Source organism: Flavonifractor sp. An92 (assembly GCF_002159175.1).
GTDB lineage: Bacteria > Bacillota > Clostridia > Oscillospirales > Oscillospiraceae > Pseudoflavonifractor_A.
Genome location: NZ_NFGZ01000001.1, coordinates 114,380 through 139,665, shown reverse-complemented (window position 1 = coordinate 139,665; position 25,286 = coordinate 114,380). Strand labels below are relative to the sequence as shown.

At 58.2% G+C, this 25,286-nt stretch carries 26 protein-coding genes, 1 tRNA gene and 1 pseudogene; 13 read left to right on the top strand and 15 right to left on the bottom strand.

The window, feature by feature from the left end; genetic code table 11:
- Positions 1-273: 273 nt before the first annotated feature.
- From B5G43_RS00755 to B5G43_RS00725, 6 genes are all read left to right on the top strand, one after another.
- The gene (locus B5G43_RS00755; protein WP_087257899.1) at positions 274-684 is read left to right on the top strand and encodes a hypothetical protein; all 411 of its coding nucleotides are present in this window, start codon (positions 274-276) and stop codon (positions 682-684) included.
- Complete coding sequence (gene mobP3 / locus B5G43_RS00750; protein ID WP_087257893.1) at positions 681-2,471, top strand: MobP3 family relaxase; 1,791 nt, start codon at positions 681-683, stop codon at positions 2,469-2,471. The genes B5G43_RS00755 and mobP3 overlap by 4 nt, the downstream gene beginning before the upstream one ends.
- A 141-nt stretch (positions 2,472-2,612) precedes the next feature.
- Positions 2,613-2,927: a hypothetical protein gene (locus B5G43_RS00745; protein ID WP_087257890.1), complete on the top strand. Its 315-nt coding sequence runs from the start codon at positions 2,613-2,615 to the stop codon at positions 2,925-2,927.
- Positions 2,924-3,127, top strand: coding sequence for a hypothetical protein (locus B5G43_RS00740; RefSeq protein WP_087257887.1), 204 nt, complete (start codon positions 2,924-2,926; stop codon positions 3,125-3,127). The genes B5G43_RS00745 and B5G43_RS00740 overlap by 4 nt, the downstream gene beginning before the upstream one ends.
- 53 nt (positions 3,128-3,180) lie before the next feature.
- Positions 3,181-4,407 carry a site-specific integrase gene (locus tag B5G43_RS00735; protein WP_242960405.1) on the top strand — a complete coding sequence of 409 codons (1,227 nt, stop codon included), beginning with the start codon at positions 3,181-3,183 and terminating at the stop codon, positions 4,405-4,407.
- Between the two features lie 444 nt (positions 4,408-4,851).
- On the top strand, positions 4,852-5,493 hold the full coding sequence (locus B5G43_RS00725; RefSeq protein ID WP_006574940.1) for a hypothetical protein: 642 nt from the start codon (positions 4,852-4,854) through the stop codon (positions 5,491-5,493).
- Between the two features lie 361 nt (positions 5,494-5,854).
- On the opposite strand, the gene B5G43_RS18095 is transcribed toward B5G43_RS00725, so the two are convergent.
- The 4 genes and pseudogenes from B5G43_RS18095 to B5G43_RS17615 all read right to left on the bottom strand — a co-directional run.
- Positions 5,855-6,193 carry a helix-turn-helix transcriptional regulator gene (locus B5G43_RS18095; RefSeq protein WP_338109742.1) on the bottom strand — a complete coding sequence of 113 codons (339 nt, stop codon included), beginning with the start codon at positions 6,191-6,193 and terminating at the stop codon, positions 5,855-5,857.
- A gap of 1,006 nt (positions 6,194-7,199) precedes the next feature.
- A tRNA-Pro gene (locus B5G43_RS00715) sits at positions 7,200-7,275 on the bottom strand.
- Positions 7,276-7,512: 237 nt separating this feature from the next.
- Positions 7,513-7,626, bottom strand: coding sequence for a winged helix-turn-helix transcriptional regulator (locus tag B5G43_RS16930; protein WP_242960416.1), 114 nt, complete (start codon positions 7,624-7,626; stop codon positions 7,513-7,515).
- Positions 7,627-7,948: 322 nt separating this feature from the next.
- A pseudogene (locus B5G43_RS17615) lies at positions 7,949-8,262 on the bottom strand (helix-turn-helix domain-containing protein); the annotation flags it as partial.
- Between the two features lie 236 nt (positions 8,263-8,498).
- Between B5G43_RS17615 and B5G43_RS00700 the strand changes: the two are divergent.
- Positions 8,499-8,855, top strand: a complete 357-nt coding sequence (locus B5G43_RS00700) for an NAD(P)H-binding protein (RefSeq protein ID WP_087257884.1) — start codon at positions 8,499-8,501, stop codon at positions 8,853-8,855.
- Here the strand turns inward: B5G43_RS00700 and B5G43_RS00695 are convergent, their stop codons facing one another.
- The 3 genes from B5G43_RS00695 to B5G43_RS00690 are packed head-to-tail and all read right to left on the bottom strand — an operon-like array spanning position 8,856 to position 11,085.
- Positions 8,856-9,959, bottom strand: coding sequence for a beta-glucuronidase (locus B5G43_RS00695; RefSeq protein WP_242960403.1), 1,104 nt, complete (start codon positions 9,957-9,959; stop codon positions 8,856-8,858).
- A gap of 27 nt (positions 9,960-9,986) precedes the next feature.
- A complete protein-coding gene (locus tag B5G43_RS17610) occupies positions 9,987-10,394 on the bottom strand; it encodes a hypothetical protein (RefSeq protein ID WP_242960402.1) in 408 nt (135 codons plus the stop codon).
- 55 nt (positions 10,395-10,449) lie between these two features.
- Positions 10,450-11,085 (bottom strand): VTT domain-containing protein, encoded by a 636-nt coding sequence (locus B5G43_RS00690; RefSeq protein ID WP_158097315.1) that lies wholly within the window; start codon positions 11,083-11,085, stop codon positions 10,450-10,452.
- 446 nt (positions 11,086-11,531) lie between these two features.
- Between B5G43_RS00690 and B5G43_RS00685 the strand changes: the two genes are divergently transcribed.
- On the top strand, positions 11,532-12,113 hold the full coding sequence (locus B5G43_RS00685; protein ID WP_087257878.1) for a TetR/AcrR family transcriptional regulator C-terminal domain-containing protein: 582 nt from the start codon (positions 11,532-11,534) through the stop codon (positions 12,111-12,113).
- Positions 12,114-12,152: 39 nt separating this feature from the next.
- On the opposite strand, the gene B5G43_RS00680 is transcribed toward B5G43_RS00685, so the two are convergent.
- Positions 12,153-13,187, bottom strand: coding sequence for a hypothetical protein (locus tag B5G43_RS00680; RefSeq protein WP_087257875.1), 1,035 nt, complete (start codon positions 13,185-13,187; stop codon positions 12,153-12,155).
- 367 nt (positions 13,188-13,554) lie between these two features.
- On the opposite strand from B5G43_RS00680, the gene B5G43_RS00675 reads away from it, so the two are divergent.
- Together B5G43_RS00675 and B5G43_RS00670 are read left to right on the top strand one after the other, a co-directional pair.
- Positions 13,555-14,427 (top strand): DegV family protein, encoded by an 873-nt coding sequence (locus B5G43_RS00675; protein WP_087257872.1) that lies wholly within the window; start codon positions 13,555-13,557, stop codon positions 14,425-14,427.
- A 107-nt stretch (positions 14,428-14,534) separates the two neighbouring features.
- The gene (locus B5G43_RS00670; RefSeq protein WP_087257869.1) at positions 14,535-15,173 is read left to right on the top strand and encodes a hypothetical protein; all 639 of its coding nucleotides are present in this window, start codon (positions 14,535-14,537) and stop codon (positions 15,171-15,173) included.
- Positions 15,174-15,282: 109 nt separating this feature from the next.
- Here the strand turns inward: B5G43_RS00670 and B5G43_RS00665 are convergent, their stop codons facing one another.
- From B5G43_RS00665 to B5G43_RS00635, 7 genes are all read right to left on the bottom strand, one after another.
- Entirely contained in the window at positions 15,283-16,263 is a 981-nt protein-coding gene (locus B5G43_RS00665) for an ABC transporter substrate-binding protein (protein ID WP_087257866.1), read from the bottom strand.
- 41 nt (positions 16,264-16,304) lie between these two features.
- Positions 16,305-17,057, bottom strand: a complete 753-nt coding sequence (locus tag B5G43_RS00660; RefSeq protein WP_087257863.1) for an ATP-binding cassette domain-containing protein — start codon at positions 17,055-17,057, stop codon at positions 16,305-16,307.
- 2 nt (positions 17,058-17,059) lie between these two features.
- Positions 17,060-18,037 (bottom strand): iron chelate uptake ABC transporter family permease subunit, encoded by a 978-nt coding sequence (locus B5G43_RS00655; protein WP_087257860.1) that lies wholly within the window; start codon positions 18,035-18,037, stop codon positions 17,060-17,062.
- Positions 18,034-19,041, bottom strand: a complete 1,008-nt coding sequence (locus B5G43_RS00650; protein WP_242960401.1) for an iron chelate uptake ABC transporter family permease subunit — start codon at positions 19,039-19,041, stop codon at positions 18,034-18,036. The genes B5G43_RS00655 and B5G43_RS00650 overlap by 4 nt, the downstream gene beginning before the upstream one ends.
- Before the next feature lie 216 nt (positions 19,042-19,257).
- Positions 19,258-21,354 carry a heavy metal translocating P-type ATPase gene (locus B5G43_RS00645; RefSeq protein ID WP_087257854.1) on the bottom strand — a complete coding sequence of 699 codons (2,097 nt, stop codon included), beginning with the start codon at positions 21,352-21,354 and terminating at the stop codon, positions 19,258-19,260.
- A gap of 52 nt (positions 21,355-21,406) precedes the next feature.
- Complete coding sequence (locus B5G43_RS00640; RefSeq protein WP_087257851.1) at positions 21,407-21,679, bottom strand: DUF6110 family protein; 273 nt, start codon at positions 21,677-21,679, stop codon at positions 21,407-21,409.
- Between the two features lie 165 nt (positions 21,680-21,844).
- On the bottom strand, positions 21,845-22,708 hold the full coding sequence (locus B5G43_RS00635) for an AraC family transcriptional regulator (protein ID WP_242960400.1): 864 nt from the start codon (positions 22,706-22,708) through the stop codon (positions 21,845-21,847).
- Positions 22,709-23,080: 372 nt separating this feature from the next.
- Here B5G43_RS00635 and B5G43_RS00630 point away from each other — a divergent pair, with 372 nt between their 5' ends.
- The 3 genes from B5G43_RS00630 (at position 23,081) to B5G43_RS00620 (ending at position 25,276) form a co-directional block, all read left to right on the top strand.
- On the top strand, positions 23,081-23,974 hold the full coding sequence (locus tag B5G43_RS00630; protein ID WP_087258363.1) for a LysR family transcriptional regulator: 894 nt from the start codon (positions 23,081-23,083) through the stop codon (positions 23,972-23,974).
- Between the two features lie 101 nt (positions 23,975-24,075).
- A complete protein-coding gene (locus B5G43_RS00625) occupies positions 24,076-24,342 on the top strand; it encodes an iron-containing alcohol dehydrogenase (protein WP_143382805.1) in 267 nt (88 codons plus the stop codon).
- A gap of 88 nt (positions 24,343-24,430) precedes the next feature.
- Entirely contained in the window at positions 24,431-25,276 is an 846-nt protein-coding gene (locus B5G43_RS00620) for an aldo/keto reductase (protein WP_087257841.1), read from the top strand.
- Positions 25,277-25,286 lie beyond the last annotated feature (10 nt).

The following is a 25,286-nucleotide window of genomic DNA, read 5'->3' as shown; positions in this document are numbered from 1 at the left end:
AGTCCCTGCCCTACCGAGGGCTTTTGGACGGCTTTGGGCCGGATTTTCGGAACAGGAACCACGGAGGGACGAGGAGCAGGAGAAACCCCTGGCGCTTTTGTGCGCCCGGGCAGTCACATCCGCCCGCAGTGCGGGCGGTTTCGGGAATTTGAAGTTGGCGCTGTTTCGGCCAGTAGGCTTTAAGATTGGCGCTGTTCTTGTAAAAAACCGCCTGAATCCCCGCCGTTGTGGGATTTCAGGCGGCGCTGATGAGAAAAGGAGGCGATTTTGGCGATGAAAGAGTTGAAGAAGAAACATTCGGTGTGGCTGAGTGAATCGGCCTGGTCCAATGTGGAACATCACTACCAGGCGGACAACTGCTCCACCAAAAACGAGTACATCGAAAAGGCGATCCAGTTCTATTCCGGCTATCTGGACACGAAACACGCGGAGGAGTATCTGCCTCGTGTCCTCTCTGATGTGCTGGAGGGAAAGCTGGGCGCCTTTGGAAAACGGATAGGGCACCTGCTTTTCAAGCAGGCAGTGGACCAAGATGTGATGGCGAATCTGCTTGCCAGCGATATCAATGTCGGCCTGGATACGCTGCAAAAACTTCGGGTGCGCTGCGTGAAAAATGTGAAAGAGACCAACGGGGAAATTGATTTTCAGGATGCGTTCCGGTTTCAGAAGAGGATTGAGGAATGAAGGGTCTCATTCAAAAGTCCGGCTACATCAAGCCGGGAAGTGGCGGCGGACACTACGCTGAGTACATCGCCACCCGAGATGGTGTGGAACTGATGGAACCCACGGCAGGCGGTGGTTACCTGGAGTACATTGCAGAGCGCCCCCGCTCTCACGGTCTGTTCTCTGCGGACGGTGCTGCTGATCTGGAGCGAACCATGGAGGAGATCAACGCACACGCCGGTCCGGTGTGGACCTTCATCTACTCCCTGAAGCGGGAGGATGCTGCACGGCTGGGCTACGAAAACGGCGAGAGCTGGCGCAGATTGCTGCTGGCCCATCAGGCAGAACTGGCAGCGGCGATGAAAATTCCACTCAGCAGCTTTCGCTGGTGCGCCGCCTGCCACGATGAAAAGCACCACCCGCACATCCACATGATGGCGTGGTCCAATGATCCAAAGCAGGGCTACCTGACCGAACGAGGCATTGAGCAGATGCGCTCCCAGCTGTCCAACGATATCTTCCAGGACGAGCTGTTGTCCCTCTATCAAGAAAAAGATCTGTCCTACCAAGAGGTACGGGACGCAGCTATGGAAGCTATGGGCCGTCTTATCCGGGAGATGAAGTCCGGATTTTGCGACAGTCCTATCATCGCCAGTCAGATGGAAACGCTGGCCGGAATGCTGGCGGAGGTCAAAGGTAAAAAGGCCTACGGTTATCTCAAAAAGCCAGTAAAGGCGCAGGTGGATGCCATCGTGGACGAACTGGCCAGGCTCCCGGAGGTAGCGGAGTGCTATGAACAATGGAACCGGCTGCGGGATGAGTTGGAGCGGTACTACAAAGACACGCCACGAGAACACAAACCATTGTCGCAGCAACAGGAATTCAAGGCCATCAAGAACATGATTATACGGGAGGCGGAGGAACTGCGCCTGGGTGCATTCACCTTCGAGGATGTTTCCATGGTGGATGAGATGGACGAGGACCAGGAGGAGGTGTCCTACGCCTGGTCCTCCCGCTGGCAGATGGCGGAGGCCTACCAGAACGCGAAAGAAATCCTCTCGGTCTATGAAAACACAGAGGAAGAAAAAGCGGAACAGGTGCAAGTACTGAAGAAGCTCTGGGACGCAGGTTTTTCCGTGGCAGCACATCAGTTAGGAAAATGCTGGCGGGATGGTATGGGTGTGCTGCCGGACGACGAACAAGCGGAGCTGTGGTTCCGCCGTGCCGCCGAAGCCGGTCATGACTTCTCACAGTACGCTCTTGGTAAACTGCTGCAAAGTCAAAAGCGGATGGAGGAAGCGGTGTCCTGGTATGAGAGAGCGGCGGCACAAGGCAATTCCTATGCCGCCTACCGGCTGGGGAAACTGTATCTGGATGGAACGGATGTCCCGAAGAATATAACCAAGGCGGTAGAGTATCTGACCGATGCCGCTCAAGAGGGTAACCAGTATGCTCAGTACACCCTGGGCAAGCTGTATCTCACCGGAGAGGATGTGGCTCGGGATCAAGAGCAGTCGTACCGCTGGTTCTGGGCGTCCGCATCACAGGGAAACGAGTACGCCCAGTTCTTCCTAGACCACTTCAATGACAACCACAGTCCCAATGCGCTCCTCTCTGCCACCAAACTGCTCCACCACATGGGCCGGGTTTTTCAGGACAACTCCATTCCGCCCTGCCCGCCGGGCAGTCACAGAACAGACCGTAAACTGCTCCAGAAGGTCCGTCAGAAGAAGATCGCCCTGGGCCACAAGCCGGATGATCATGAGGAGGAGCAGAACATGGGTGGCATGACCATGGGCGGGATGTAGGCGTATTAAAATCTGACATGCCCAAACAAAGATAAAAACCTCTTCACAGCCCAGAAATCTTTCTCAAAAAGTTTCAAATAAGGGCTGGATATTGTAAAAAGGTTCGGGTATTGTGTGTTGCTGATAAGGAGGCGATGCGCAATGAACGACTACATGAGAGCACTGCACCAGAGGTTCTTCCGGGAACCGAATGTGTCAGAGTTGGAAGAGGACATCGAGAATACCCGTCAGGAAGTGCGGGACTGCCTGGACAAGATGCAGCGCCGCAGACTCATGCATCTGGTTGACACGCAGAATCTGTTGCGAGAGGAAATCTCCCTGGCCAGTTTCACCGCCGGGTTCAAACTGGCCTGGGGACTGAGCAAAGAACTGGAGGCAGACGGCCTGTACTCCTTCGATGAGGAGGAGACAGAACGCGTCTGCCGCAGAATAGAACAGGAGGAGCGATCGAGATGACAAATCGACTTCCCGTTCAGCGGTGTCAGTACTGCGGGTGCGAGGACATCGGTCTTGGCTGGCAGCACGGTGAAGCGCTGGTCACATTCAAGAAACACGGTATGCTGGGCAACCGACTGCGGTATCTGATCTGCCGCCGCTGCGGCGCTGTGCTCTACCAGTATGTGGCGGAACCTTACAAGTATCCTCCTGTGAAATAGGCTACACAGTAACCGCACAACAAATGAAACTGAACGATTGGAGGTGAAACAACATGGCAAAAAGACGACCATCAGGAGATGGCATGGTGCGCAAGCGGGAGGATGGCCGCTGGGAAGGCCGCATCGTGGTGGGCCACAAGGAAAACGGCGAACCCATCTTCCGATATGTGCTGGCCAAAACCCAGAAAGAACTGTTGGCCAAGCTTCACCGTGACATGGATATCTATCAGGACGCACAGCTCACTGAGGACAGCCGTATGACCCTGGGCGAGTGGCTGGATCGCTGGATGGAGGAGTACGGTGCCGTCACCCTGCGGCCCAACACTCTGCGCAGCTACGAGCAGTACATCCGGTGCTATGTAAAGCCCTACCTGGGCGGCAAGATTGTCTCCCGCGTCACACGGCTGGACATCCAAAAGCTGTACCGGAAGCTGAAGAAAGAGGGCCGCGTCCACGACCACCCGGAGTATGGACATGAGCTATCGGACAACATGGTGCTCCGCATCCACGCCATGCTCCACCGCTGCCTCAAAGATGCGGAGCGGGACCACATCGTTCCCTATAACCCAACGGACGGTGTTAAGTTACCCAAGAACAACTACAAACCCAAGCAGGTTCTCAATCGGGAGCAGATGGATGCCTTCCTGGCGACAGTGGACAAGAATGAAATCTGGCGGGACTTCTTCTACACGGAGTTAACCACCGGCCTGCGTCGAGGTGAGATCTGCGGTCTCATGTGGAGGGACTTCGATGAGAACGCAGGGACGCTGAAAATCCTCCGCTCGGTGAATGTGCCCAAGCGGGGTGAACTGGAGATTGGCGAGACCAAGACTGAGAGGGGCAGACGCACCATCCGTCTGCCCCCCAGTACTGTCCAGCGATTAAAGGAGAGGAAAAAACACGCGGTCAGTCAATGGATCTTCCCGGAACCGCTGGCTCCAGAGAAACCGGTGCGCCCCAGCGCCGCCTACTACTGGATGAAGGTGCTGCTCAAAGAGGCGGGACTGCCTCACATCAGGTTTCATGATCTCCGGCACACTTTCGCAACGATGGCCCTCTCCAGCGGCGTAGATGTGAAGACCCTGTCCAGCATGCTGGGCCACTATAGCGCAGGGTTTACGCTCGACACCTATACGCACATCACCAACGATATGCAGAGAGGCGCGGCAGAGAAGATCGGCGGCTTCATGGAAACGGCCACGGCCAAACCGGAACCAGAGCCGCCTGACCCGCCGGAGGAGAGCCGGTGCAAGGTAATCCCGTTCGAGAGCGTGGGATAACCGGGGATCTCCATATGGAAAGTCAGAATGCATCCGGAAAGGATGTACTCACAACTTGTCGAAAAAGTCCAGCTTATGCTTGATCTCATTGAGATAAGACACCCAAATTTAGCCGTCTCCGGTTTTCATCCCGGAGGCGGTTTTAATAAACCCATACACCATAAAAGAGGGCATAACAAAAGCGCGTAGTTGTCCCGGATTATGCGCGGTGGAGCCAGTTCCCGCTCGCGGGTGGTCGGCTTATTCATGGACTCGGTCGCTTGGATATACCGTTTCTCCTCTGCATTAGTAGCAATAAAGTCCACTTCCTTGTTTATCACAGGCAAGCATAAAAAGCATGCCTCTCCATATTCAACCAGCAGTTCAATGACAACTGATCGAGTTTGGAGTATGCTTGACCCATCGAATCGTTCCGCCGGGGAGTGATATGAGGAGGTATGATCCATGAATATGAAAGATGCATTTCGATTTCAGAATAAGCTGAAAGCTCTGATGTGTGAGGCCACTGCCATTCTTGAGGATCGGCGCAATATCGTCAAGGTCAAGACCACACATCTTCGGAGCAAGGTCATGTCCGATACCCAGGATGCTGTAGTGGAGGAAGCTGCTCCCAGTGAGTATGCCGGCCATGCCAACGAGGTAGCCGCCTTCCTCATGTCCCTGCTGGAGGAGCGGGAGAAATTGTGTCGGGCTATCCATACTGCCAAGAACTCTTTGGATTTGGATATGGACAGCGAGGTGGGCCTGAACCGGCAGCGTCAGGACCTGGCTGAGGTATTCCGCCACATGGCCATGCTTCGCAACAGCGAAAAGACCATTGCCGGCGGAGGCTCCGGCTTCCGATTCAACGGCGAGGGAAACCAGGTCTCCTACCGATGTGATGCCACGCAGGTCACCACCATCGACTTTGACCGGAACAAGATCCGGGGCATGGCTACGGCGCTCAGCAAGAAGGCCGACGAGATCTCCATGTCCCTGGATAAGTGTCTGGTCAACACCGAGGTATCCTATGAGCCGCCCTTTGACATGAATGACAGCTTTGAGGACATCCTCAGCGACTTCATCGAAAAGAGCACGGCTGCATAAATGCCGTCACCACACCTTCAGGTGTGGTGGGCGTGGCAGAATGGATAGGCAGTGATGATCGGTTCAGGCGCAGATGAATTATGATGCTGCGCATCCCCCGGCAAAAAATGGACTGCATCTGATGAATGCAACATGAGCTCATAACTCATTGTGAAAGGCTCGTCAGTCGCCTCCATCCTCGTCCACCGAAATACTGCCATTTCTAACACACATCCATTGTCAAAAGCAGAATTCGACCTTACGCTTCTCTGATACTTGCCATAATGGCGTGATATTCTATTTATAAAGTCGCTTGTTCACCCAAGGGCTGCGGCCGTCCGGCAGGACCGCGGCAGGCCTATGGGTACAGGCGGATAAGGATCTAAGCGGTTTTGAAATTCTGCCATGCCCACTGTACCTGAGGAAATGTCCCCATAAAAAGACCTGAGCAGCAGGCGGCTGCCTGCTGCTCGCAAGAAACGATATGAGAAGTGGAGATGATGATCTCGTTCATCGGCACCTGGAGCAAAGCGCTCAGTGCATAGAGGTTATCTACACTGGGAAGGCTCTGGCCCCGCTGCCATTTGTAGATGGCTTGCGGCTCCTCAAATCCGAAATAGTGCTGGAGATCTCGGACTGTCAGGCCGCGATCCTTCCGGAGCCGGCAGATATTTGCCCCGGTAGCCACAGGATCGATGACAGGAAACTGAATCATGGACATATGGATCGCCTCCATTCATCAGGATGATCTCCACCTTAGCGGAGTATTTCAGCATACCTGATGTGCTCTAAAATAGCAAGCGATCTTTGCCATTTGTAATGAGATTGTTATACAAGAGTCTACGATCGGAACATCCTCGGTGCCGTCCGTATATCAGCCAGCGATTGCTGTGCTGTGCCCTCTGGGGTGCTCACACCAAGACAAAAAGAAGGAGATGATCAGCTGTGACGCAGTTGGTTCCATTGGACAAACGCAGTAAGAAAGCCCAGCGGGAATACCACGCGAAACAGCGTGGCTCCTGGCACGGGGTCAACCCTATCACCCGAACCGTACAGAGCAGGAAGACTTATGACAGAGCAAGAGTTAAACAAGCGGATCGCCGAGATCTTGGGATCTACTAAAAACGAGCCCGGATGCGGTCGACGTTCCGGCCGCCAATATCGCCGTACCCAATGTGTCAGGCACTCAGACCATCTTCTGTTTTTGATTCAGCACAGCAGGTATGCACCAAACATGGGGTATATCATGGGAGACTATGAGGGATTAAGAACATTACTTCATTCTGGACTGCACATTCAGTATATGAAGTCCAGCGATCGTCAACAGTACCTGAAGCGAAGATCCAATCGAAAAGTCCGTAAGTATTTCGGCCTATCGAAGAAGGGCAACCAGTATCGCAAAGTGTTTGAATACTGGTGGACGCTCTATTAAATTTAAGATTGGTCAAAGATCGACTCATAGCAGGAAAAATCCTGCTTCACGACCTACGCAGCGTAGACATACAATCAGGAGTGGTCGACAACGGCACCGATAGAAACGGAGAAAATGCGGAAGTTTCCCCGTTAGGGATGGGTTAGGGATTTGGCGGTTTCGGCGGCTGCGCTCACTCATCCCCCGACCGCTGTTCCACCACTGAAACCGCCGCAAAACAGCAATCTCCAAAACCACAAAAATCAAACTTAAAATGCAGAAAAACCGCCTGTTTAGGCGGTTTTTCTGCAAAATTTGGTCGGAGTGCGGGGACTCGAACCCCGGGCCTCCTGCTCCCAAAGCAGGCGCGCTACCAACTGCGCAACACCCCGATATGAAATTGTGGAACTGCCCGGGCGGTTTCTCCCAAAGCAAGCGCGCTACCAACTGTGCTACATGGGATATATGCAGTTTTTTAACCGAGAAATTTCTGGTGCAAGATATCATCCTGAGGATTTCTATGATTTTACTTTTGGGGGATAGATAGGATGCTTAATCCAGCTAAATAGGGATCATATGCTTATCCGGCGGTTTTCGGGGCGAAGCTTTTCAGTATCTGTGGGCCTTTTCTAAGCCTTGGGGAAGTGTCGTCCGACGATGGACTTCTTCAATTCGCCGAATCGTTTGGTTCCGGGTATCAGACCGCGCAGGATCAGGACCTTCCACTTGTCGCCGATCAGCATGAGTGTGGTCTCGACCGGACAGGCTGGCAGCTCTTTGGGTTCCGTCATGGGCTCACATCCCTCCAAATGTATCCTTGCGGTAACTATGACACAAAAATATGCTTGATTTGCGTCTGAAATCGATGGAATTATTATAGCTTTGCAGGCAAGGGATTGCAAGCGGAACCAACCGATTTCTGGGCCAGGAGGAATGCGTCGCATACCTGGCTCCGGATGAACAGGGAGGGTGCGTGAGGAGTGGAGCAGCACAGCCCCGCAGGCCTGATGCCTGCGGGGCTGTGCGGTGTTCCGAAGGAGAGGCTTGCGTTGCTTGTTCCCGCTCATATTCCAGTGCCCACTGTTCCAGGGACTCAAGAACGGGGAGCAGTTTCCGACCGTCTCCGTCAGGGAGTACTCCACACGGGGCGGAACTTCCCGGTAGACCTCCCGGTGGACCAGGCCGTATTGCTCCAGCATCCGCAGCTCTTTTGTCAGGTTGGCTTCCGTGACCTGGGGCATCTTCCGCTTCAGCTGACGGAAGCGCAGGGTCTCGCGGGAGAGGAAGTAGACGATGACCATGGACCACTTCCCGCGGATGATTTTCTGGACCTTTGCCACCGGACAGTGTTCCAGATCGCTCTCATCGTGTTGTTGCATCTCCGGGCTCCGATCCTATCTTTTTTAATAGTACCTATGAAAAAATAACGTACTTGCTAAAAGATAGCATACACCATATACTCGTGGCTGTAAATACACAGCCAGAGGAGTGGTGTTATGCATGTCTTGATCTTTGGAGCCACAGGGGGAATCGGACAATATGTGGTCCGCCATGCGCTTCAAAATGGCCATCAGGTGTCTGCCGCCCGGAAAAGATGTAAACGTCCGGCGCGGGCCTGACGGAGGAGGAGAAGATCGCCGAGGCCGTGTCGGGGAAGAATACGGTCATTTGGTGCGTGGGCATTCCGATGAAGCGCGGGTATCCGGGGATGGCATCTCTGGAAGACCATAAGATCCTGATTCGGGAGATGCGGGAACAGGGGGTGAAGCGGCTGATCGACTGGGGCACGCCCAGCATCTCGCCGGAGCGGGATCAAAAATCCTTCCTCACCGTGGCACCCTGCATTCTTGCGGGAATCGCGTTCCCCCAGGCGAAGCGGGAGATGGTGGCGATCGGGGAGCTGGTCCGGACATCGGGACTGGATTGGACGCTGGTCCGCTTCATCGGCCAGATGCCCATTCTTGGGAGCTGATTACAGCACCAGGAAGGTGCAGCTTCCGGGGGCGAGCGGTACCGTGCCCCGTGCCTGCGGAACCGGCTCCAGCGCGGGCAGCGCACCGGTATCGGAAAGGGACAGCTCGGCCCCATTGAGCTGGATGGTGGGGGAGCGCAGGGTCTCGGCGTGGAGGGTGTAGCGCAGGGCGTCTTTGGGCAGAGTCACGGTCCGGACCTCCGTCAACGAATTGTTGAGGATCAGATAGACGACCCCGGGAGCTCCATCCCGGCGGGAGTGGCAGTAGATGTGGGTGTTTTCCCGGTTCAGCGCCGCGCAGTCATAAACGGGGGTCCCCATCAGCCGGTTCCAGAGCAGAACGGCGAAGTAATTGGGACGGGGCAGAAAGATGCGGGGCGCCAGGAAGCCGTAGTCGGAGGAGGCCAGGGTGTTGTGGAAGATGACGCCGTCGGTGATGGCGGCATAGCTTCCCAGCTCATTCAGCGTGCGCAGAACGTCCAGATAGGTGGACGCCCAGGTATCGCCGCCTCCACCGGCGTCGCCGGACTCGGTGACCCACATGGGTGTACCGGGGACGAACTGGTCCCGCAGGGCCGCATGGGCGCGGGCGCAGTCCGGGGCCACCGCCAGATAGGGGGCGGTATGGGCCATCTGACTGGGCCAGTGGGCGGACGGCAAGACCCCGGCGATCCGCTCGGACACGCCGTTGTAGTAGTGATAGCTGAACACATCCAGGGGGATGCGGGTGCCCGCCAACAGCTCCTGCGTGGTGCAGGTCCTGGTGAGACTGGCGATTCCGGCGCCGAAGCCTTGGCTGGTTCTGGTGACCGCAGAGGGATCGCCGGTGGTACACGGGCCGACCAGAAGGCACTTCGGATAGTTGGCCCGGACCCACGCATACAGAATATCCTGATCTCTGGCGTAGTCGGCGGCGGTATAGCCCTTCGGCGCGCCTGACAGCTCCAGCATATTCGGCTCATTCATGAATTCGATGGCGTCGATGTCCACGCCGTGCTGGTGGCTGAAGGCAAAGAGCTTTTTCGCCTGCGCCAGGTCCAGCGGTCCGCCGCTGGGATGGTCGCCGGCGCAGTTGCTGACCGAGACCAGCAGCTTGGCGCCCACATACGACACAAAGTCCAGTACGCGCGTCTACTGCTCTGCGGTGAGGACGCTGGTGTAGCCCTCCGGCGGGGTCCCGCCGGTAGTGCCGTCAAAGTCGTAGTAGGTCTTGGTGGCCCAGGTGCCGGACACCCGGACCCAGGCGGGGCCGAGCTGCTTGGCGAGCTCTCGCAGTTGCCGGTCATAGAGATCGATGGGGGGATTATACTCCATCAGCTCCGGCATGGCAGTCACATCGGCGAAGGCCGTGACGGAGGGAAATTTCGCGGTGCCGGCGATCTGCTCGGGGGTATAGGCTTTCCAGAAGGTCCCGCCGGTCACCTCGGTCATCTCGATGTTATAGGACATGAGGCGCTCATCCACCTGGCGGATGACACGGGACGGCTGGAGCTCCAGGGAAATGCAGCCCTCAGAAGGCTGGACTTTTTGATTCATCATATGGGTCCCTCCCTGCGTTTGAGATAGGATGGTGGCTTCTTGTCAGCAAAATGGTTCACTCCTGGTCCTCCTTGCCCCTGTGGCGCTTCAGATAGACGGAATAGAACACCGTCGAGGAGACAGACAGGCCCACCGTAAGCGCCGCAGAAACCCAGAACGTGGGGGAGGACGGGTCCTGGATGCCTACGCCCATGACCGTGGCCAGGATCATCCCCGGTACGATCCCCAGCGTACCTCCCAGAAAGTTGTGCCAAAAGTGGGTGTGGGTGGCGCTCAGATACAGGGTGACGAGATCTCCCGGCAGACAGCTGATGGCGCGGAGGAAGAAGCAGAGGAACAGAGAGTGGTCCTGCTGCTTTTCCATGAGGAGTTGAAACTTGGGGTAATTCTGGGTCAGTTTGCGCACTTGCCGGAGCCCCAGCGCCCGGCCGATCCCGTAGGGGATGGTCAGGATGATCCAGATCCCCAGCAAATTGAGAAGCAGGGCGGCGGGGAGGGGGAAGAGGTAGCCTGCCGCCATCTCCAGTACGAGCAGGGGAAAGACAACGGTGGCGCTCTTCAGTGCGTAGCACAGCAGCAGGAAGCCCGCGGTCCAAAGCGGAGCCTGAAGCGGCTGGGCCAGGAGCGCATGGAAAGAGAGATCGGAGCGCAGGGCCCAGAGGACGGCAAGCCCCAGAGCGACCCCGCCCAAACCAAAACCTGCTGCATAAAACCGCCGTGGACGCTTTTTCTTCATAACGGCTCCTTGGTCGTGAGATCTTGCTGACCTATCGTACACGAAAGTTATTGTAGAAAAAGAAGGGGTCCATTGCACTGGGCAAAATAGTTGCGGCGTTACACTTTTCCACAGCTCGCTGGACAGTGTTACATTTTGGGACACATGGGCGGATTTGTCCAAAGATAAGGGAAAGCGCGCGGTTGAGAAGTGTCCGGCAGTATGCTATACTCCATTTTATATAAGGGAGTAGTCGGCACTTTGGTGTGGTGATACCAACATCCTGGAGCTTTTTGGAGCTTTCCTGGTATTATCTGAAATGACGAGACTTATCTGTGCGGGCAGATAAGTCTTTTTTTTACCCGTGGAGAAAAGACAGTCGTTCAGCCCGTTCCCCCGGGCGCAAGGAAAGGAGAGCGTATATGGCAGAGTCCAACATTACCAAATGGGCGTTGGCGGCTTCCCTGAAAGAGCTGATGATGGAGCAGCCCTTTGAAAAGATCAATGTCGCGCAGATCTGTGAACGCTGCAACATGAACCGGAAGAGTTTTTATTATCACTTTAAAGACAAATATGACCTGGTGAACTGGATTTTTGACACGGAGTTCATCGCGCTGGTCAAAGAGGAGGACCTGGGCAGCAGGTATCAGGAGCGCTGGGCCTTCATCGAAAAGACCTGCCACTATTTTTATCAGAACCATGTGTTTTATCGCAAAGCGCTGCAGATCCGGGGGCAGAATTCGTTTTACGAGCACTTTCGGGAGTATATCCGCCCCCTTCTGGCTGACCGCATCACCTATGTGTTCAAACAGGCGCAGCCCGACGCGTTCACCCTGGACTTCTTTACGGACGCGCTGCTCTGCGCCATGGAGCGCTGGCTGCTGACCAAGGAGTGCATGCCGCCGGAGGAGTTTTTGGAGAAGATCAAGCGGCTGACCGAAGAGGGCGCCCGCTCCATCTGCCGGGAGCTGTCGCAGGCGGAGCAAGAAGAGAACGGGCGGTAAAAAAGAGCGCGTATCGCCGGGCAGCGATACGCGCGAAGGTCATGCTCTGGACAGCAGGGGGGCGGATTTGGGATAGGCCTTCCGGATGAGGGGGGTGAGCCCGTCCTCAAACAGGTTGCCGAAGGGCGCGCGGTCCGGGTGATCCAGCGCGAGCAGCTGCCCCTGACCGTCGAACAAGACGCAGCAGGCGTCCTCGGAGATGATCTCATCCAAATTGCGGGTGTCGTAGGACAGCTCCCAGGGGATGGTCTGATAGGCCTGTCCCTTCCGCACCAGCACCGCCGCCTCATGGGCCTGCCGCCGCAGATCGGTGGGGCAGTCCGGCTTTGCGGCCAGCACCGTGAACAGGGGGTGCAGCTGCTGGGTGTCACAGAAGAGGTCCCCGCTGAGGATGGCCGGGAGCTCGTCTTGCCCGTAGGGGCAGCAGACCGCATAGGGGAGCTGAGCGTTTCGCAGCAGGGTGCAGGCCGCGCCGGCGCCCTCGTCCCAGCGGACCACCGGCATGAGGTGCTTGAGAGGGAGCATCCCGTCCAGGCTGGCGGCATTGACAGCGTCAGACCGGCAGAAGAGGAAAAACGCGCTGTCCGGATGGCACCCGATGAGGGGGAACAGCTCCCGCGGGTCGCGCTGCGACAGGAGCATCCAGCAGTAGATCCCCAGCTGCTCGCCCTCCTGGATGACGCGGTCGTACTGGGCGAGGCGGTCGGGAGACTGGCAGTCCTCCATCTGCAGCAGTACGGTCCAGGGGATATTGAAGCCCAGGCGGGATTCGTTTATGCGGATCCGCTGGGCGCCCCAGGTGAAGCTGTTATACCCCAGATTCATGCCGAAGGTCACCAGGTGTTCCGTCTCAATGTGGCTGACGGCGTCCTCCACCAGCGTATAGTATGCACTGTCCTCGTGCTGGAGCATGGTTTGGGCCGTCTGGAAAAAGCGGCTCTGAAAACGGCCTTCCGAAAAATGCAGGGCCAGATCCACCAGGTTCCGGATGCTCCGCTTGGGGTTTTCTCTCAACCCCTTCAGGGTTTGCCGGACGGTGGTCTCGATTAAAATGCGGTACATGCTATGTTCCATGAACGGGTCTCCTTCCCGGGCGACGGTATGACCGATGATAAAAAAGCTTAGTGCCGCAGGGACCTGGGGACAAGGGACAATTTGCGCCCGCTGTCCCAAAACGTAACGTTGACCGGGGTATGTCATAATTTTGGACCGGCCTGGTGTTGTGTCCCATGACTTTTCGGAGTTTTTTCGTATAATGTGCCTTGACCCGGCCGAGAACAGGCAGAAAAAGAGAGCCCGGGGCGGTCAGCATCAAATACCAGAGCCCGGAGAGCGTGGACCACCTGTGCGACAGGACCACGCCCTACGCGGAACACTGGAAGGATACCGCGCAGGAGCTCTGGAAGAACTGCGGCGGCTGCGGAGAGAGGAAGTAGTGAGTATGGCATCCTATCAGATCTTCACCGATGCGACGGCGGACTGCGCGCCCCAGTGGCTCGCGTCCCTGCCGCCCATCGAAGTCCTTCCCATGCAGGTGGCGATTGGAGACCGGGAGTATACCTACGGGCCGGAGGGGACCATCACCGTGGCGGATTTTTACGCGCGGCAAAGGGCCGGAATGTACGCCGTGACCTCCCAGATCACGCCCAGCCAATACCTGCAGGCCTTTGAACCGGTGCTGCGAGCGGGGAAGGATATTCTGTATCTGTGCTTTTCCTCCGGCATGTCCGGGACCTTCCAGTCGGCGCAGATCTGCGCGGAGGAATTGCAGGAACGCTATCCGGACCGGAACATCATCTGTCTGGATACGCTGTGCGCCTCGGTGGGGGAGGGCTTTCTGGTCTGCGAAGCGGCCATGCGACAGACGGAGGGATACACCCTGGAAGAGCTGGCCCTCTGGGTGACCCGGCATCGTCTGGAGGTCTGCCACTGGTTTACCGTGGATGTGTTTGACCACCTGCGGCGGGGCGGCCGGGTGTCGGCAAGTGCCGCTGTCCTGGGGACGGCTCTGCAGATCAAGCCGCTCCTGCATGTGAGCCAGACCGGAGCGCTGGCCGTCGTGGAGAAGCCGCGAGGACGGAAGCAGGCCGTCCGGGCCCAGCTGGCCAAACTGGAGCAGGGCTGGACCCCGGAGCTGGGAAAGCGGATCGTGGTGGGCCATGGAGACTGTCCGGAGGGGGCACAGGCCTTGGAAAAGGCGGTGCGGGAGCGCTTCCCTGAGGCGGAGGTCTTTACGGCGGACATCGGGCCGATCATCGGGGCGCACACCGGACCCGGGATGCTGGCGCTGATTTATTGGGGCAACACGCGCTGAATCTGCCGGGGGAGATTAAGAAAAGTTAAGGGAATCTTCGGGGGGATTCAAAGGGGCCCGTGCTATCATTTCAGAACCGAATCCAGAGATAGCCGGGAGGATATGGCATGAAACGCATACCCACAAATGGGATCACCTATCTGGAGCCTCTACAGGGCAGCCGCGAGTGGTACTGGGGCATGGACTACACAGGGGGAGACCTGTACGAGGCGGGCGACCTCTACCGGGACAAACACCCCATCCAGTGCAACCGGGGCATCCTGGTCCGCTACCCGGAGGGGACCATCTATGAACCGGTCCGTCCGGAACCCGGGCAGTATCTGGGAAAGCCGGCGTACTATGACGGGAAGGTGGCCCTGCTGCTGGTGGACTTTCCCAAAGAGGAGATCCATATCCTGGCCTTTCACGAGGAGACAGGAGGGACCGAACCGCTGGCGGTGCTGCCCCTCGCCTTGGCGGAGGACTGCTACAATCTGATGCTGAAGACCGCGCCCCTGCTTTTGACCCGAGCGCCCCAGGACGACCGCTTCTGCATTCTTTGGCCGGAACAGCGGGAGTTTTTGCTGGAGGAGCGCGAGAGCTTTATTTTTCTGGACGGAGACCGGATGTATACCACGATCTGGTATGAGGACCCGGACTACCGGGAGGAGGTCCTGGTGCGGGATTTCAAGACGGGCAAAGTCCTGGAGCGGATGCCGGGGAGCATCTGGCCCACGCCGGACGGCCAGAACTGGCTCCTGGTGTGAGGCGGGGACCCGTTTCCGATTCGTACCGCCGTCAGGGAAACAGAAATCGCCGCAGTGCAACCTGCGGCGATTTCTGTGTTTGGCGGATGATATGGGGCGGTCAGGCGGCTCAGCCCAGCAGCTCGCTCTCCAGATCCTGCAGCATGAGATCCAGTGCGGTGATGCCGCCCTCGGCGGTGTACCACACGGCGGGGTGGGCCAGATAGACCAGATGGCCGTTTTGATAAGCGTCGGTCCCCATCACCAGCTCATTTTCCATAATATCCTGGGCCAGCTGTGCGCCGTCGGTGCCGATGGCGGCATCACGGTCCATCACGAAGATGTAGTCCGGATTCTTGTCCACGATGAACTCGAAGGAGGCCTCGTTGCCGTGGGTGGAGGTGTCGAGGTTGGCGTCCACGCCGATGTTCTCAAATCCAACTTCCACGCCGATGAGAGAGCAGCGGCCGTCGTTACCCAGCACATTGAAGCTGCCGCTGGTACACATACCCACAATAGCGGTCTTGCCGGCGGCAAATTCAGCCAGAGCGGCAATGCGGGCGTCAAAATCGGACATCAGCTCGTCCACCTTGTCCTCCAGGCCGAACATAGAGGCGATGGTGGTAGCATTTTGGCGAACGCTCTCCACGACGCCCAGCTCGGTGTCGGTGGACAGATACACCACAGGCGCGATCTCGCTGAGGGCGTCGTAGCTGGAGGCCAGACGGCCGCCGATGAAGATGACGTCCGGCTCGCAGGCCATGACGGCCTCCAGGTCGGCCTCCTTGATGGTGCCCAGGTTGACGATGTCATCATTGATATAATCCTGAAGATAGTCCAGACTGGTATCAGCGGTGCCCACTACCCGGTCGCCCACCCCCAGGGCGTCCAGAATATCCAGACAGGCCATGTCCAGAATGGCGATGCGCTGGGGATCATAGGGGACCTCCAGGTCCACAGTCTCCTTGGCGCCGTTGAGGGCCTGGATGGTCACGGTGGAGGGGCCCTCGCTCTGGGCGGGGGAGGAGGGGGCCGAGGAAGTGCCGGAAGAACAGGCGGCCAGGGAGAGGGTCAGGGCCAGGCCCAGGGCAAGAGAAACGACTTTTTTCATGCGAAACGCTCCTTTTTCAAAAAAGTACCGAAAAACAGATGTCAATAATAGATGGACAGGGGTTTGCCCGCAATGGTCAGGATCTCAAAGTCCACCTGGTAGATATCGGACAGGTTCTCTTTCGTCATCACCTCCTCCACCGTGCCGAACTTGGCGATTTTTCCGTCCTTGAAGGCACAGATGTAATCGGAATAGAATGCCGCATAGTTGATCTCATGCAGCACCAAAATCACCGTCTTTCCCAGCTCGTCGCAGAGTCGGCGGACGATTTTCATCATGTTGGTGGCGTGGTAGATGTCCAGGTTGTTGGTGGGCTCGTCCAGCAGCACATACTCGGTGTCCTGGGCGATGACCATGGCGATCAGCGCCCGCTGCCGCTGGCCGCCGGAGAGCTCGTCGATGAAGCGGTCCTGGAATTCCTCCAGCTCCATGTAGGAAATGGCCCGGTCGATGATCGCCTGATCCTCCGGGGTGACCCGGTTGCCCGAGTAGGGGAAGCGGCCAAAGGTCACCAGCTCCCGCACGGTCAGCTTCATCTGGATGTTGTTGCTCTGGGTCAGGATGGCCAGGCGCTTGGAGAGCTCCTTGCTTTTCCATTTGCCGATGTCCTTGCCCTCGAAGTCCACCAACCCGCTGTCGTGGGCGATGAGCCGGGAGATCATGCCCATTACCGTGGATTTGCCCGCGCCGTTGGGACCGATGAGGGAGATCACCTTGCCCTTGGGGATGGTGAAGGTCACGCCGTTCACCACCGTCTTTCCGTCGTACTGTTTGGTCAATGCTTGGATACGCACGATTACACCTTCTTTCTGGTCAGGAGGAGATAGAGGAAGTAGAGGCCGCCGCCCACGGTGATGAATACGCTCACCGGCACGGAGTAGGAATAGACATGCTCCACGATGAGCTGTCCGCCCACCAGCACGATCATGCCGAACAGGGCCGAGCCCAGGATCAGCTGGGTGTGGCGGAAGGTTTTCAGGAGCTGCCGGGACAGGTTGGCGATGATGAGCCCCAGGAAGGAGATGGGGCCCACCATGGCGGTGGCCACGGCGATGCAGAGGGTCACGCCCAGCAGCAGGCGGCGGATGCAGCGGTCGTAGTCCACGCCCAGATTGATGGCCTGGGCTTTGCCCAGGGTCAACACATCCAGCAGGGCCAGCTCCTTGCGCAGCGCAAAGATCACAGCGGCCAGGAGGATCAGGGAAAAGACGATGATCTCGGAATTGATGTTGCTGAAGCTGGCCACCAGGGTGCTGAGCAGGCTGTCGTACTCATTGGGGTCCATCACGCGGGTCAGGGTGGTCTGAATGCTGCCGAAGAAGGAGGTCAGCACCGTGCCCACCAGCAGCACATAGAGCACATTGTGCTTTGCCTTTTGGAAGATCCAGCTGTAAATCACCGTGGCCGTGATGCCCATGAGCACCACATCCACCGCAAAGGACAGGTTGGAGTTGGAGGCCACCACACTGGCGGAGCCCAGGAAGAACACCACCGCCGTATGGATGAGGGTGTAGAGGGAGTTCATGCCCAGCAGACAGGGGGTCACGATGGTGTTGTTGATGATGGACTGGAACACCAGGGAGGCTCCGCCGATGGAAAAGGCGGTGATGAGCATGACGATGAGCTTGGGGGCGCGGATCTTCATGGCGTAGGCGAACAGCTTAGGGTTGGAGAAGTTCACCTCCACCAGCATATAGCCCGCTGCGCAGAGCAGGACGAGCGCCGCCAGGATCAGCAGTTTGCGCCGGTTGGCGCGCACAGCAGCGGTGTTCACTGGCCCGCACCTCCCTTCAGGCCGGGCATGGCGGCACAGCAGCTTGTCCCGGCGCCGCCCAGGCGGATGGCCTTGCGGCCGTGCTTGAGCCGGTAAAAGAGCAGGGCGATGAAGATGAGACTGCCCAGAATGCCCACGATCAGCTCGATGGGCAGCTCATAGGGGAAGATCACCACCCGACCGAGCATGTCGCACACCAGCACAAAGACAGCGCCGAACAGCGCGGTGTCCACCAGCGTGCCCCGGATCTTATCGCCCTTGTACATGGCCACCACATTGGGCACGATCAGGCCGATGTAGGAGATGGAGCCCACCACCACCACGATGCTGGCGGTGATCATGGCGGCGATGGTGAGCCCGGAGAAGAGGACCAGGTTGTAGGGGACACCCAGATTTTTGGAGAAATCCCGGCCCAGACCCACGATGTTGAAATGGTTTGCAAAGGCAAAGGCCAGAATGACCAGCGGCACCGTCAGCCAGACGATCTCGTACCGGCCTTTCAGCACCAGCGAGAAATGGCCCACCAGCCAGGAGGACAGGGCCTGGGTCATCTCGTATTTGTAGGCCAGATAGTTCGTGATGCCGCCGATGACATTGCCGAACATAATGCCCACCAGGGGAACCATCACCACATCCTTGAACTGGATGCGCTGAATGAACCAGACGAAGATCCAGGTCCCCAGGATCGCCGTGGCAAAGGCGAAGATGGCCCGGCTCCACAGGGTGGAGGACGGCAGAAACAGCAGCGCCAGCAGGATGCCGAACTGGGCTGAAGAAATGGTGGCGCCGGTGGTGGGGGAAACAAACTTATTGCTGCACAGCTGCTGCATGATGAGGCCGGCCACGCTCATGCCGATCCCCGTACACAGGATCGCCAGCAGGCGGGGCAGCCGGGAGATGACGAAGATCTCCAGTTGTTCCAGGTTTCCTGCCAGCAGATCCGACGGTGTCAGGTCAATGACACCCACAAACAGCGAACAGCCGGACAGTACCAGCAGCAGCACCAACAGGACGATGGTGGAGCGATACGATCTGATAAAATCCTCTCCCTTCTCGCATAGGTTAGCTTAAGCTAACCTATGCAGATAAAAAGATGCGCAGCGGCGATTGGACTTACCATGCATCACGCACTGCGCATCGTGGGCTTATTATAGCACATGGAGTTAGCAATGTGCAACCACGCAAAAAGCACAAGAGGACGAGCGGATCAAGCACATTTTTTATTCATTGTGCAACTGTCTGTGGGGGGACAGAGGGCTCATGCTCCGCAGGCTGACGCCGAGCGTGGAGAGATTGTGGAGGGTGGCGGTGGTGGCGGGCGGAAGGAGACCGACCATGCCCAGGGCAATCAGGGCGCCGTTGAAGCCAATGACAAAGCGGTAGTTGGAGTGGATGCGCGCCATGAGTGCCATCGCGATGCGGCGGAGCTCCACCAGCTCCCAGAGACTGTCGGCGGCGATGGTGATGTCTGCGATCTCCCGGGCGATGGCGGCGCCGTCGCGGATCGCGATGCCCGCATTTGCCTCGGAGAGTGCCGGCGAGTCGTTGATGCCGTCGCCCACCATGAGGACCGTGTGCCCCTCGCGGCGGAGACGAGCCACATACTCCGCCTTGTCCGCCGGAAGCACTCCGGCCTGAAAGACGTCCACCCCCACCTGGGCGGCAATGGCCGCGGCGGTACGGCGGCTGTCGCCGGTGAGCATGACGGTGTGGGTGATCCCCAGGGCGCGGAGGGCGTTCAGGACGTCTCGGGCCTCCTCCCGCAGGGGGTCGGAGATGCAGATCACCGCGGCCAACTGCCCGCCGACGGCCAGATACAGGTGGGAATACTCCGGCGGCAGCGCGTCAAACCGGGCCTGTTCTCCCTCCGGGATCTGGCATTGCTCGTCCTCAAAGACGAAATGGGCGCTGCCGATGAGGACCCGCTCGCCGTTGACCGTGCTGGCAATGCCGTGGGCCACCAGATACTCCACTTTGGAGTGGTATTCCTCGTGGTGCAGGCCCCGGCGCCTAGCCTCCTCCACCACAGCGTTGGCCATGGAGTGGGGGAAGTGCTCCTCCAGGCAGGCGGCCAGCCGCAGCATTTCCGGTTCCTCGTTGCCGCCGAAGGCGACCACCTGTGCCACCCGGGGGCAGGCGTGGGTCAGGGTGCCGGTCTTGTCGAAGAGGATGGTGTCGGCGGCAGCCACCGCCTCCAGGAACTTGCCGCCCTTGACGGTGATGTGGGCGCGGCCCGCCTCCCGCATGGCGGAGAGCACCGCCAGCGGCATGGCCAGCTTCAGCGCGCAGGAGAAATCCACCATCAGCACCGAAAGGGCCCGCGCCACATTGCGGGTGAGGGCGAAGCTCAGCAAACTCCCTGCGAAGGTATAGGGCACCAGCTTGTCCGCCAGATGGGCGGCTTTGCTCTCGGCCTCCGACTTCATCTGTTCCGATTGCTCGATCATCTGGAGGATCTGGTCATAGCGGCTCTGGCCGGAGGCCTGCTTCACCTCCAGCACACATTCGCCCTCCTCCACCACGGTCCCGGCGTAGACCGCTCCGCCGGGGTGTTTGGGGACCGGGATGGATTCCCCGGTGAGGGAGGCCTGGTTGACGGTGACCTCGCCCTCCAGAATCAGGCCGTCCACGGGGATGATGCCGCCGGCGCGCACCACCACGGCGTCCCCCGGCTGGATCTGGGACACAGGGACAAGCACTTCGCCCTGAGCGGTGCGCAGCCAGACCCGATCCACGTTCAGCGACATGCACCGGGCCAGATCTGCCACAGACTTCTTTCGGGTCCACTCCTCCAGCAGCTCGCCCACTTCCAGCAAGAACATGACGGTACCGGCGGTTTCAAAGTCGCCCCGACAGGCGGAAATGGTGATGGACAGGGCATCCAGCAGCTCCACCTTGACGTGCCGGTGCAGCAGGCAGTGCAGGCCCCGGCGTACAAAGGGGACCATGTGCCAGAGCGTGCGGGCGATCCGCAGAGGCAGGGGGAGAAACAGCGTACAGGCCGCTTTGCACAGGACTTTTCCCACCAGTTTCTCCTCAAATGCCCGGTTCAGCGCCCGGCTGCTGTGGGCAGGCAGCGCGGTGGTCTGCTCCGCCTCCCGCCAGGAGAAGCGGCGGATCTCGTCCAGCACGGTCTGGCGCGCCCCATCGTAGTACAGGATGACACAGCCGGTGCGCTCATGGACGGTGACCTGCCGGCACCAGGGCTTCCCCTGGAGCCACGCCTCCAGCAAGTCGGCCTGGCCGAGCGTCATCTGCTTCTGCCGCAGCCGGAGCCGGATGCGCCCCCGGCTTTCGTGCAAAATGGTTGCGTTCATAGGTACCTCCTTCACGAAAAGAGGGAGCCGCTGGCGGCTCCCTCTGCGGATATCAGGTTTCTTCGCTCTCCAGAACGGCAGCGGCGGTTTCCTCCGCGTCTTTCGCCGCCCGGTCCTCGTTCAGCTCCTTGGCGGAGGCCAGAATGTCCGCGGCATTCTCCTGCACGGTGGTCACAGTCTCCATGACCGAGTCCTTCATCCGCAGACCGGCGGCTGTCACATGGACATAGGCCTTCTTGGCGTCCTTGCTGGACAGCAGCTTGACGCCGAAGGAGCCGAACAGCGCACCGGTGGCAAAGCAGGCCAGTTTCGTATACACGCTCATGATGATCGTCCTTTCCCTTATTTCCGTTTGTAGCCGGTGACCATGACCATGACCATACAGATCACGGCGCCCCAGGCCCAAAAACGATGCTGTTTCATGGCTGTCACTCCTTTGAGAGGGTGGAATGTCTGATTATTATACCGGGAATCAAAAGGCTTGTCGCTGTCAAAACGGACGCGGAGTTGCGGTTTCCGACATTTTTCTGTATTGTCCGGGGGTCATGCCATAATGCCGCTTGAATGCCGCGTTGAACTGGCTCATACCCTCGTACCCCACGGCCTGGGCCACCTTCTGGATCGGCGTCCTGGTGGTGCAGATCAGCTTTCGGGCCCGCTGGAGGCGCTGTTGGACGAGATAGGTGTGGATCGGGACGCCATAGGCGCGGCGAAACCCCTCTTTCAAGCAGGTGGGGGAAATGGAAAACTGCTTGCAGAGGAGTTCGATGGTGAGCTTTTCGGACAGATGTGCCTGAAGATAAGTCCCGACTTCCAACAGGCTGTGCGATACCGTGCGGTTCAAGCCGGGGGCAATGCCATCCGGGGCGGGAGTTTCGGTGCAGAGCAGGTACAGCAGCTCGACCGACTTGAACACACAGTAACGCTCCTGGGCTTCCGCGGGCAGGCACCGAATGGTTTCAAACACCGCCTGTGCCCAGGGGGTGCCGTGCAGAGCCATGCAGCCTTTTTTCACCGCCATCTTTTCCTTGACAAACCGGGTGTCCAGGTCCATGCCCAGGGTGGAGCAGACCGTCATCAGGCTTTCTTTGGCAGCTTTGGCGTCGACCGCAACCAAAATGCCGCCCAGCTCTCCGCTGTACTGGCAGGCGCGCAGCCCCGAGCTGTCGGAGAGAAGAAAGAGCCCCGGCGCCTCCACCGTATCAGGCGCGTCTTGCAGCGGCTGGACGGTAAGGCGGCCGGTCAGGCAGAAAAAGACCTCAAACTGGAGCGGGACACCGCATACCGGAACCGGTTGCACAGGGGCCTGGTCTGGCTCCGGCAGGACGAAACGGCAGGTCTGGACCCCGGGCATTCGGCTGCTCCAGCAGAGAGGCAGAGCATGTTGGCGAAAAAGGTATTCTTTCAGCATGAGTTTCTCACGACCTGTCTCGATGATCCGATCGGCGTGTGCCTGTGTGGTCCGACTATATGGTTAGCTATTGCTAATCAAGGGATAAAAGGAAAGCACCCACTGCTGTTAGCAGGCACTAACTGATGAAACGATTATATACAGGGGCGCTTCGATTGTCAAGAGGAGGGGATGTGTTCCTGGAAGAAAATTCACACAGCGGCAGGAGCAGTACGAGGCCTGCCCGTGTGTTTTTCTTGCCATATTCGGCAAAAGACAGTAAAATAATTCTGAAACAGGGCCCAAGGCATGGGCGGAAAGGCGGTGGCGCATATGATGTATAATCCTCAGCTTGAGACCTTCCTCCGGGTGGCGGATGCGGGGAGCTTCAATAAAGCGGCGGAGGAGCTGTTCATCACGCCGCCGGCCGTCATCAAGCAGATCACCTCCTTGGAGGCGGGGGTGGATCTCCAGCTTTTTGTCCGCAGTCCACGGGGCCTGAAGCTCACCGAGGCGGGCAAATCGATCTACCGGGATGCCCAGTATATCATCCAATACTGCAAGGACTCGGTGGTGCGGGCCAAGAACGCCGCGGAGGAGGGGGACAAGGTCATCCGTATCGGCACCTCCCCCATGACACCGGGGCAATTTCTGCTGGATCTGTGGCCCAGCCTCCACCAGCACTGCCCGGACATCAAGTTCCAGCTGGTGCCCTATGAGAACACCCCGGAGAACGCGAGGGAAATCTTGCGCAATCTGGGACAGAACATCGACATCGTGGCCGGTCCCTATGACCAAAATCTGCTGGATACCCGCCAGTGTGCCGCTCTGGAACTAAGCCGCGCGCCCGTCCGCTGCGCAGTCTCCATCTACCACCCGCTGGCCGCCAAAGCCTGCCTGACGGCGGATGACCTCCACGGAGAGAACTTCCGGATGATCCGCCGGGGCTGGAACCGCTATCTGGACCAGATGCGGGACGAGCTTTGGCGGGATCACCCAGAGATCCACATCGTGGACTTTGACTTTCTCAGCATCGACATCTTCAATCAGTGCGAGAACTCCAACGACATTCTGATGACCATCGACAACTGGAAGAACATCCATCCGCTGCTCAAAACTATCCCGGTGGACTGGGACTATACCATTCCCTTCGGCCTGTTCCATTCCCCCAAGCCCTCCGCCACGGTGAAGCGGTTCCTCAAGGCGGTCAGAACGGTGTACGAGCTGTAACACAAAGGTATATACTGCATAACTTTTCGAGACTTCTGCGGAGGTCTCGATTTTTTTATAATAAGGCACAAGCAGAGCGGCATCCCGCCGTTCTGGCTCAGTTGGCCCGCCGTGTGTGGGGGACTGATGACACGGGGCGCTTCGATCAGGAAACGGCCCAGGCCGGTGTCCGCGCTTTTGTGGAATTTCTGCGGGAACTGGAGCTGCCCACGGAGGATTCGGAATTGGCTGATGCTCTGCGGTGCCGTTTGAAGAAGTCCGCCTCTGCGGTGAAGGGGACTGTTTACGGCTCCGGCGTCTATCAGAAAGGTGAGGTCATGGACACGAAGGCGTTCCAGGAGGCCTACCAGCTCGGCAAAAAACTGTAAACCAAAAGGTATACAGAGCGAAACTTTTCGAGACTTCTCCCACGGGGAGACTACGGCTACAATATTCCAGGATGAAAGGATGACTTATATGGAATTTGCGACTTTGAATAACGGCGTGAACATGCCGATGGCGGGTATCGGAACCTTTCTGCTGACGCCGGATGAAGCGGAGACCTCCGTCCTCAGCACCCTCCAGTGCGGCTACCGGCTCATCGACACCGCCAACGCCTATGTGAACGAAAAAGCGGTGGGCCGTGCCATGAAGGAGTCCGGTGTGGAGCGCAAGGACATCTTCCTGGAGACCAAGCTGTGGCCCAGCTTTTATGAACAGGCGGACGCGGTGGATAAGACCCTGGAGCGGCTGGATACCGACTATATTGACCTGCTGCTCATCCACCAGCCCGCCGGCAACTATGTGGCCGGGTATAAGCAGATGGAACAGGCATATCAGGAGGGCAAGGTGAAGGCCATCGGCCTGTCCAACTTCAACACCCGACAGATCCAGGAGATTTTGGACATCTGCGAGGTAAAGCCTGCCGTTCTCCAAACGGAGGTCCACCCTTACTCCCAGGAAAAGGAGCTGAAGTCCTTTCTGTCCGACGAAGGTATCGTCATCCAGGCGTGGTATCCCTTGGGACACGGGGACAAGGCACTCCGGCAGGAACCTCTGTTCACCGCGCTGGGCAAAAAGTACGGTAAGAGCACCGCCCAGATCATCCTCCGCTGGCACATCCAGGCCGGTAACATCGTGATCCCCGGCTCCAAGAACCCGGAGCACATCAAGGCCAACCTGGATCTGTTCGACTTCTCCCTCACGGACGAGGAAATGGCGAAAATCGCTGCCATGGATCAGAAACAGCGGTATTATCACAGCACCCCGGAGATGCTGAAGAAGTACGCGGAAATGGTGCCTCCCGTGGATGAGCAGAAGTAAGGCGGTAATT

Excerpts from the sequence above, each read along its gene's own strand:
- B5G43_RS00755 (WP_087257899.1), top strand. The coding sequence starts at position 274 with ATGAAAGAGTTGAAGAAGAAACATTCGGTGTGGCTGAGTGAATCGGCC.
- B5G43_RS18095 (WP_338109742.1), bottom strand. The coding sequence starts at position 6,193 with ATGTCCATGATTCAGTTTCCTGTCATCGATCCTGTGGCTACCGGGGCA.
- B5G43_RS00645 (WP_087257854.1), bottom strand. The coding sequence starts at position 21,354 with ATGAACGCAACCATTTTGCACGAAAGCCGGGGGCGCATCCGGCTCCGG.
- B5G43_RS00740 (WP_087257887.1), top strand. The coding sequence starts at position 2,924 with ATGACAAATCGACTTCCCGTTCAGCGGTGTCAGTACTGCGGGTGCGAG.
- B5G43_RS00680 (WP_087257875.1), bottom strand. The coding sequence starts at position 13,187 with ATGGAACATAGCATGTACCGCATTTTAATCGAGACCACCGTCCGGCAA.
- B5G43_RS00685 (WP_087257878.1), top strand. The coding sequence starts at position 11,532 with ATGGCAGAGTCCAACATTACCAAATGGGCGTTGGCGGCTTCCCTGAAA.
- B5G43_RS16930 (WP_242960416.1), bottom strand. The coding sequence starts at position 7,626 with ATGCTGATCGGCGACAAGTGGAAGGTCCTGATCCTGCGCGGTCTGATA.
- B5G43_RS00745 (WP_087257890.1), top strand. The coding sequence starts at position 2,613 with ATGAACGACTACATGAGAGCACTGCACCAGAGGTTCTTCCGGGAACCG.
- B5G43_RS00640 (WP_087257851.1), bottom strand. The coding sequence starts at position 21,679 with ATGAGCGTGTATACGAAACTGGCCTGCTTTGCCACCGGTGCGCTGTTC.
- B5G43_RS00630 (WP_087258363.1), top strand. The coding sequence starts at position 23,081 with ATGTATAATCCTCAGCTTGAGACCTTCCTCCGGGTGGCGGATGCGGGG.
- B5G43_RS00735 (WP_242960405.1), top strand. The coding sequence starts at position 3,181 with ATGGCAAAAAGACGACCATCAGGAGATGGCATGGTGCGCAAGCGGGAG.
- B5G43_RS00635 (WP_242960400.1), bottom strand. The coding sequence starts at position 22,708 with ATGCCCGGGGTCCAGACCTGCCGTTTCGTCCTGCCGGAGCCAGACCAG.
- B5G43_RS00665 (WP_087257866.1), bottom strand. The coding sequence starts at position 16,263 with ATGAAAAAAGTCGTTTCTCTTGCCCTGGGCCTGGCCCTGACCCTCTCC.
- B5G43_RS00725 (WP_006574940.1), top strand. The coding sequence starts at position 4,852 with ATGAATATGAAAGATGCATTTCGATTTCAGAATAAGCTGAAAGCTCTG.
- mobP3 (WP_087257893.1), top strand. The coding sequence starts at position 681 with ATGAAGGGTCTCATTCAAAAGTCCGGCTACATCAAGCCGGGAAGTGGC.
- B5G43_RS00675 (WP_087257872.1), top strand. The coding sequence starts at position 13,555 with ATGGCATCCTATCAGATCTTCACCGATGCGACGGCGGACTGCGCGCCC.
- B5G43_RS00670 (WP_087257869.1), top strand. The coding sequence starts at position 14,535 with ATGAAACGCATACCCACAAATGGGATCACCTATCTGGAGCCTCTACAG.
- B5G43_RS17610 (WP_242960402.1), bottom strand. The coding sequence starts at position 10,394 with ATGATGAATCAAAAAGTCCAGCCTTCTGAGGGCTGCATTTCCCTGGAG.
- B5G43_RS00620 (WP_087257841.1), top strand. The coding sequence starts at position 24,431 with ATGGAATTTGCGACTTTGAATAACGGCGTGAACATGCCGATGGCGGGT.